Source organism: Brevibacillus gelatini, from assembly GCF_003710935.1.
Classification (GTDB): Bacteria; Bacillota; Bacilli; order Brevibacillales; family Brevibacillaceae; genus Brevibacillus; species Brevibacillus gelatini.
In genome coordinates this window covers 1-1,525 of the sequence record NZ_RHHS01000069.1, presented here as the reverse complement: position 1 = coordinate 1,525, position 1,525 = coordinate 1, and the positions used below count along the sequence as shown (strand labels likewise).

Here is a 1,525-nt window from a genome sequence, read left to right as displayed (position 1 = left end):
GAAGAAAGCCTGATCCATAAGCAGGAAGGAAACAGTTGTGTAGCATCTGGTTTAAGTGTATATAAATGCCAAATGGACGGAACTACCTTTGTGGGTCACTCCGTTCTTTAGCCATTTGGAAGTGGAATTTAGTTCAGAAAAATCAGTTTATTAATCCTGGCGATTTTTATGCAACGCTAGTGATGTGATATATAATACGTAATATGAGGTGAGCCGTGGCCATCGTAGCTTTTTTCTGGCCTCTTCGTTTCTGGATGCGATAAAAAAACGAAGCGAGCCGAGTGCCTTTCGATTTACTCGCGGCCCAAGCTGCCTGGCAAAGTACGGCTTTCAAGCTCCTGTTTCCCTTCGTGGTTCGGGAGCTTTTTTTCTTGCCCGCACTTTCGTTGTTCCCTGGACTTAAACCTCCCCATGATGAGAGATGGGCATCCGATGGAAAACAAGACATATCGTATCCGATTTCTGCTAGGATGACCGCCGCCGCATCCTTTTGAATCCCCGGAACGGTGATGAGTTGTTCAACAATGTCCAAATGAGGACTGAGGAGCCTGTCGATTTCTTTTTCGATTTCCCTAATTTGTTCTTCGAGATACCTCAAGTGATCGAGGTGCATCCCGATTATTTTTCGATGATGAGCTCGAACTCGACCATTCAAAGCCTCTATAAGTTGCGGAACTTTTCTTTTCAGTGATGTTTTGACTAGATCTTTTACTTGGTCTGGACTTAGCACCTCACCGTTCACAATCGATTCGAGTAAGGCTCTTCCGGATACACCGAATACATCACTCACATATGTTGTCAGCTTGATGTTGGCATCCTGCAAAATCTTGTGGATTCTGTTTTTTTCCGCCGTAGCATCACCGAGCAGCTTTCTCCGATAACGAGTGTAATCGCGTAAATCTCGAATATTTTCGGGCGGAACAAAGCTGGGAGTGATCAGCCCACAGCGGAGTAATTGAGCAATCCAAGCTGCATCTTTTACATCCGTTTTTCGACCTGGAACATTCTTGATTCTCTTAGCGTTGGCGAGTACCAATGTAAAGCTCCCTTCAAGAACGTTCCATACCGGTTTCCAGTATACTCCTGTGCTTTCCATTGCAATGTGCGTACATTCGTATTGATGGAGCCAATCGTGAAGTTCAAGGAGTCCTTTGGTAGTGGTAGAAAAAGTCTTGGTTTCTTGTTTCGGTTTTCTGTCCAAAGGACCATACATAACACATGCTACCACCGTCTCTTGGTGTACATCGAGTCCAGCACATCGTTCTAATATTGCATCCATTCCCATCACTTCCTTTGTAGAAAATGATGCAGGCCATGCACCCGAAGCAAAGTATTTTTATACACGTACTCATGGTAACAATCGGCGGTGCTCGTAGGTGCAGTCGGCCGGTTTGAGACTCGGGGTTATTGCCACCAAAAAAGTATCGGCCTGTGACCTGCTAATTTTATTATGAAATCAGCAGGTTCACAGGCCAAGTACATTTTCATTCAATGTGGTGGCTGTCAGGCCATGGTAGTTTGAGAC

Annotated in this window: 1 protein-coding gene; it reads right to left on the bottom strand. The window is 45.0% G+C overall.

Annotated elements, in window-relative coordinates:
* Positions 1 to 166: 166 nt before the first annotated feature.
* Positions 167 to 1,279 (bottom strand): IS110 family RNA-guided transposase, encoded by a 1,113-nt coding sequence (locus tag EDM57_RS22410; protein WP_122906893.1) that lies wholly within the window; start codon positions 1,277 to 1,279, stop codon positions 167 to 169.
* Positions 1,280 to 1,525: the final 246 nt, after the last annotated feature.